Source organism: Providencia sp. PROV119 (assembly GCF_028482435.1).
In the GTDB taxonomy this organism is placed as follows: domain Bacteria; phylum Pseudomonadota; class Gammaproteobacteria; order Enterobacterales; family Enterobacteriaceae; genus Providencia; species Providencia stuartii.
Genome location: NZ_JAMPQL010000045.1, coordinates 1 through 5,015 on the forward strand (window position 1 = coordinate 1; position 5,015 = coordinate 5,015).

Below are 5,015 nucleotides of genomic sequence, written 5' to 3' on the forward strand. Positions count from 1 at the left end.
TTTGCTGTTTAGCAATGACAACAAATGGTTGTTTATCAACCTATTGCTAATTTAAGGGCAACAAGTTGAATAAAATAGTGTCTTAGGGTTGGGGCATAACTCGCCAGTGCATTCATTGCGTCGGCGGTACGCTTTCAATGTTTTCCATACGCATGGTTAGCCGATAGAGCGGCCACCATATCATTAACCCCCACGGTTAACTTACTAAACTTACTGCTGTCTTTGCGGGTCATCACCACAAAAACGCCGATATTTTGTTGTGGGATCATCGCCATATAGCTATTAAACCCACCTCCACCACCCGTTTTCTGATAAATCCCCGGCCGACCATTTTGTGGCTTCATATAAACCCAGCCAAGGCCAATACCATCCGCATGACCTGCAACATCCATGCCTTTGACATCAAGTAATTTTTCTCTTGGGAAGTAAATACCTTGCTCACGTGCTGCTGTGGCTTTTCTTAGGTTTTTATCCGTCGATAAAAATTGCTGCATCCACTTTTGCATATCCGCAGGCGTAGAATAGACACCACCGCTTCCTGCCGCCGCTAAAGTGTTATGGCATGGGCTTGGCTTAGTGCCTTCCATCAACCTTGCGCATTGAGAGGCGTTAGGCGTATAGGTTGTTTCGGTCATTTTGGCTGGAGAAGTTACATAACGACTGAACAACTGTGGATAGGACTGCCCCGATGCTTTAACCATTGCATCAGCAAGCAGATCATAAGCAAGGTTTGAGTAAGCAGCTTCGGTTCCCGGTGTCGCATCGAGTTTACCATTTTTTAGCCAGTTCCAACGATTATCCTGCGTTGGCCAAATAAAAACAGGTCTACCCCATTTCCCCCCCGGCTGCTCACGTGGTAATCCGCTGGTATGGCTTGCTAAATGGTATAAACGGATAGGGTGACCACTACTATTATCAGGTACAGTGACGCCATGATAACTGTATTGTTGTAGAGGATCCGTTATCAGTAATTTTTTATCCTGCTCCAGCTTAATTAAGATTTCACTGGTCATTAACTTAGTGATAGAGGCAATCCTAACTAGCGAATGAGGGCCCGGTTTTTTACCATTTCCGGGGGCGGTTTCCCCATAATAGCGTGATAGTGTTTGGTTATTATCAATAACAATGATTGCCATGCCCCGAGCATCGCTTTCGTTAAAAATGCGATTTGCATACAGATCGACAATCTTCGCAACCCGCTCATAGGTTCTTCTATCGCCTTCAAACACTCGCCAGTCATTCGACTCAGCGTCATTATTGCCTTGTAAAAACTTAGGTTGTTTTTCTGTCGTCGTTGAGCAAGCTGCTAATGCGAGAGACAATGCAGACACTGACAGAATTTTTAGAAACGATCTCTTCATGTTTAGGAGCCAGCCGATAGGTAATTTTGCAGATGGTCGAGCAGACCAAGGTTATTTTTTCTTAGCGAAGACCTTCATTAATGCACCTATTAGGATGCCAATAACTACGCCAGTCGCTATCCAGCCTATAAAACCCATGTATAAATACCTTTACTAATTCAACAATGTGCATACGCTAGCAAAAATCGTATGAAGTCGCCAGCAGCCTTGATGAAGCAAATGATTAAATCAAATATTTGACTAAAGTAACATATGTCTAGGCTGATCATTAAGCAAAAAGCATTAAATGGCTAATAGAGAGAGTAGTTATTCAATTTTAGAAGGCAGGACGGTATATCAATCAGGGAGATATTAAGCAACATGCTTTTTTTTTAATCGAACAAACTGAATAATCAAGATAAATGTTGCTAGTCGAGACAAGGCAAGTATAATAGCCACGTTTTCCAAGAAACACATCACTTCGTGCCGGAGTGGCGGAATTGGTAGACGCAGTTGATTCAAAATCAACCGCCTTCGGGTGTGCCGGTTCGAGTCCGGCCTTCGGCACCACTAAAGTGAAAATTAAGACGCTCAAGGCGTCTTTTTTTATGCCTGAATCTTAAGGTTACAAGGCTTTCCTCGCATTTTTAGTCAATGAATGTCAATCCAGCCCAACCTGTATGTGAGTATATCTGTCGCTTCGATAATATTTATTATGCATTATTGATGCATTGCTAATGATAGTACATGCAGGCGCATCCTGTAGCGTAGGCCCGTAGTTATCTATGTAACGCGAAATCATCTGAGATATCTCGTATATATACCCAGTCTGGGGGGAAGAGAACAAAGAATATGGCATTAACTGATACGAAAGTTCGTGCAGGTAAACCAGACGAGAAAGCTTACACACTGACAAACAGTGATGGCTTGTTTCTGTATATTCACCCCAATGGTTCTAAATACTGGCGTTTCCGTTTTCGCTTTGGCGGTAAACAACATTTGATGGCTTTTGGTGTATACCCTGAAATTTCTTTAGCAGATGCCAGAGAAAGAAGGGATGCTGCCAGAAAGCAAGTTACTTTAGGTATTTATCCACGCGAACACAAGAAAGAATTAAAGGAAGAGCAGCAAAAGGAATTCAATACCTTTGAAAAAGTTGCTCGTGATTGGCACGCGACCAATAAAAAGTGGTCATAAGGCCATCCTTATCTTGTGATGTGTTTTGTTTTAATATTTCCTATGCTAGTGTTCTGCTTTAATAAAACAAGACACTTTAATAATGGAATATAATCCAATTATTGAGGTGTTAAATGAAAAAACGAACAAACAGAATTTATACTACTGAGTTTAAGCAAGAGGCGGTCGCATCAGTCACCGAGCCAGGCTATAGCGTGCCAAAAGCGGCAGCTTCTTTAGGGATCACCGATAAATTATTTTATAACTGGAAAGCAAAATTCGACGCTGAGCAATCGGGTAACAGCTTGAATTCAGATGATAGAGCTGAGCTATTAATTAAGGCTTCGAAAGGAAATTAAAGAACTTAGGATGGAGAAAGAAATCCTAAAAAAGCCAGCGCCCTCCTGCTAAAGGAAACCAAGTAGCGTTTAAAACGATTAAGCAATTATCTTCACAGTTTCCCGTGCTGAAGCTCTGCAATTTAATGAAAACAAGTCGTTCTGCCTATTACGCTTGGCTCAAACTTACTTCTTATCGGCATTACTTCAATTACATTAACTTTGGCCCCAATATGGATGGGCAATTTCATGGTGTTATCACTTGATTTTGCTACAAATTTTGAGTGGAAAACCTCAGCATATTGTGGGCAGAGGAAAATAAGTAATCCTAAAGAAAGATATTTTGGTTTTCATGCTGATAAGTATACTGTCTATTATTCTGATAGAAATGGAAAATGGGGGTTTGAAGAAATAAGATGTATAAAGAATCAAAACGGCGATGATTCTTTTATCAAGTTATCTATAGATGAAAACCCTATGCCTAAGTGGTTCAATGATGCAGAAAAAGATTAAAAGTAGATCACTTATACAATACAAGTTAATGTTGCCTTGTAAGGCATACTAAAGTTAATGATGTTGGTGAGCCCACCAGCATCACGATTAATGGGGAGTGGACAGATCGTCTGTAACCTAATCAGAATAACATTACATCTATAAAAATACATTGATGTTTGATTTTGAATCAAAAGTAAGATAAAAGAATATTAATCTATTTATATGATAAAGGTCAAATTATGACACCGGAAGAAAAGGAATTATACGGCTCGATGATCGATTCAGTCGTTAAAGATGTCGAGGATATCGCAAATACGGCTTATCTAGGCAGTAAAAGGTCTATTCGTAGAACCTCTCATATGTTTTTACATCGGGAAGATTTGGGCGATCAATACGATGAGATCCATGATGCAGTATATGAAAAATATGGTAAAAAACTAAAGAAGAAGATGAGCGAATTTTAAGTTTAATTTGGGAGATTGTTAAGAATCCTGATATTATTATAGATACCGTTGAAATAATTATTAATGATTTAATGGACTCATCTTCTGAAGAAAGAAAGAAGAAAATAAAAATTTATGCTGAAGCTACAAAGAATATGACTAACTCATTAATACAAAAACAAATGGTTAAGAAGATGTTAGTATATACGATTGCTTATATAATAGCCCAAAAGATAATCAAAGATATCACGAAGAATGCCTTAGTGAAAAGATTTATTACTTGGCAACTGTCGGCTTTAACAACATATGGTCTTTTTGAACAAATGGTTAAAGCATCTGATAGATTGAAAATTAAATATCCAAGGTTATATTTAAAATTAAAATCTAATAATCTAGATCTTACTTATTTTTTTATTTAGCCTCATATGGGATCATTAATTGAATCTTACTATTATGGTGATAGTTCAGTATTTACGGATGAATTAATTCTTAAGCATTTAGATGGGTTAATTAGTGATGAAGAATAAAATAATTAGTGTTTTTAAAAATTCGATTGCATTTTTGTATAGACAATTTAGTGATCTTATCCATATAGCTATTACAGCAGTGCTATGTTATTTATGCTTTCTTTTTTCACCCACTCTGCCAATAGCAATAATAGGATGTGTTGTTATTATAATCGTTATGTTCTTACTTAGTATGTTTGTTTTTCCTTAAACAAATAAAAAAGTAGTAGTGTAGAAATACTACTACTTAAGGTTTATTAAAAAATATTATTCTCTTTAATACTATAACCAGATGTGCCCGCCATGTGATGGGTGCATGTAATATCTGAATAATTAACCGAGATTAGTTCTTCGGGCTGGCTCATGTTGTGGGTTAAACTATGTGGATAACGTGTTGAAAATCAACTATTTGTGCCCCTTGAATAAGGATTGAATAATATTTTTCTTGTTTCCCATCCTGCGAAGTCCGATAAAAATCAAATATTAGTTTGAGTACTTCATTATTTGATATGGCACTAAGAATCAATGGTGATGATTTATCTATAAGTTTTATAAAGTCTATTGGTAAATGATTGACATTTTGGTGTCTAGTAATGGAGTTTTTAAATTCCAAAATAAAAATTTGATCTTCTTTTCCTACTTGGCTCTTGTTCCCGATAGAGTCTATTGAAGAACATCCTCTGGAGATAAGACCTTGTTTGTTGCCTTCCATAGTAA

General features: G+C 37.5%; 5 protein-coding genes, 1 tRNA gene and 2 pseudogenes. 6 read left to right on the forward strand and 2 right to left on the reverse strand.

Going from position 1 to position 5,015, the window contains the following annotated elements; all coding sequences use genetic code 11:
* Nucleotides 1-134: 134 nt before the first annotated feature.
* Entirely contained in the window at nucleotides 135-1,361 is a 1,227-nt protein-coding gene (gene ampH / locus PSF11_RS20975; protein ID WP_004915965.1) for a D-alanyl-D-alanine-carboxypeptidase/endopeptidase AmpH, read from the reverse strand.
* A 464-nt stretch (nucleotides 1,362-1,825) separates the two neighbouring features.
* Here ampH and PSF11_RS20980 point away from each other — a divergent pair.
* The 6 genes and pseudogenes from PSF11_RS20980 to PSF11_RS21005 all read left to right on the forward strand — a co-directional run bounded on the left by PSF11_RS20980 (nucleotide 1,826) and on the right by PSF11_RS21005 (nucleotide 4,211).
* Nucleotides 1,826-1,910, forward strand: a tRNA-Leu gene (locus tag PSF11_RS20980).
* A 282-nt stretch (nucleotides 1,911-2,192) separates the two neighbouring features.
* Nucleotides 2,193-2,534, forward strand: a pseudogene (locus PSF11_RS20985) (Arm DNA-binding domain-containing protein); the annotation flags it as partial.
* Between the two features lie 116 nt (nucleotides 2,535-2,650).
* Complete coding sequence (locus tag PSF11_RS20990) at nucleotides 2,651-2,875, forward strand: transposase (protein WP_072197236.1); 225 nt, start codon at nucleotides 2,651-2,653, stop codon at nucleotides 2,873-2,875.
* A gap of 228 nt (nucleotides 2,876-3,103) precedes the next feature.
* Entirely contained in the window at nucleotides 3,104-3,367 is a 264-nt protein-coding gene (locus PSF11_RS20995) for a hypothetical protein (protein WP_052038336.1), read from the forward strand.
* Between the two features lie 221 nt (nucleotides 3,368-3,588).
* Nucleotides 3,589-3,813 (forward strand): hypothetical protein, encoded by a 225-nt coding sequence (locus PSF11_RS21000; protein ID WP_072502716.1) that lies wholly within the window; start codon nucleotides 3,589-3,591, stop codon nucleotides 3,811-3,813.
* Nucleotides 3,814-3,884: 71 nt separating this feature from the next.
* Entirely contained in the window at nucleotides 3,885-4,211 is a 327-nt protein-coding gene (locus tag PSF11_RS21005; protein WP_072502717.1) for a hypothetical protein, read from the forward strand.
* 344 nt (nucleotides 4,212-4,555) lie between these two features.
* Here PSF11_RS21005 and PSF11_RS21010 read toward each other — a convergent pair.
* Nucleotides 4,556-5,015, reverse strand: a pseudogene (locus PSF11_RS21010) (Hcp family type VI secretion system effector); the annotation flags it as partial.

Coding starts and splice junctions, on each gene's coding strand:
- PSF11_RS20990 (WP_072197236.1), top strand. CDS start 2,651: ATGAAAAAACGAACAAACAGAATTTATACTACTGAGTTTAAGCAAGAG.
- PSF11_RS21005 (WP_072502717.1), top strand. CDS start 3,885: ATGGACTCATCTTCTGAAGAAAGAAAGAAGAAAATAAAAATTTATGCT.
- ampH (WP_004915965.1), bottom strand. CDS start 1,361: ATGAAGAGATCGTTTCTAAAAATTCTGTCAGTGTCTGCATTGTCTCTC.
- PSF11_RS21000 (WP_072502716.1), top strand. CDS start 3,589: ATGACACCGGAAGAAAAGGAATTATACGGCTCGATGATCGATTCAGTC.
- PSF11_RS20995 (WP_052038336.1), top strand. CDS start 3,104: ATGGTGTTATCACTTGATTTTGCTACAAATTTTGAGTGGAAAACCTCA.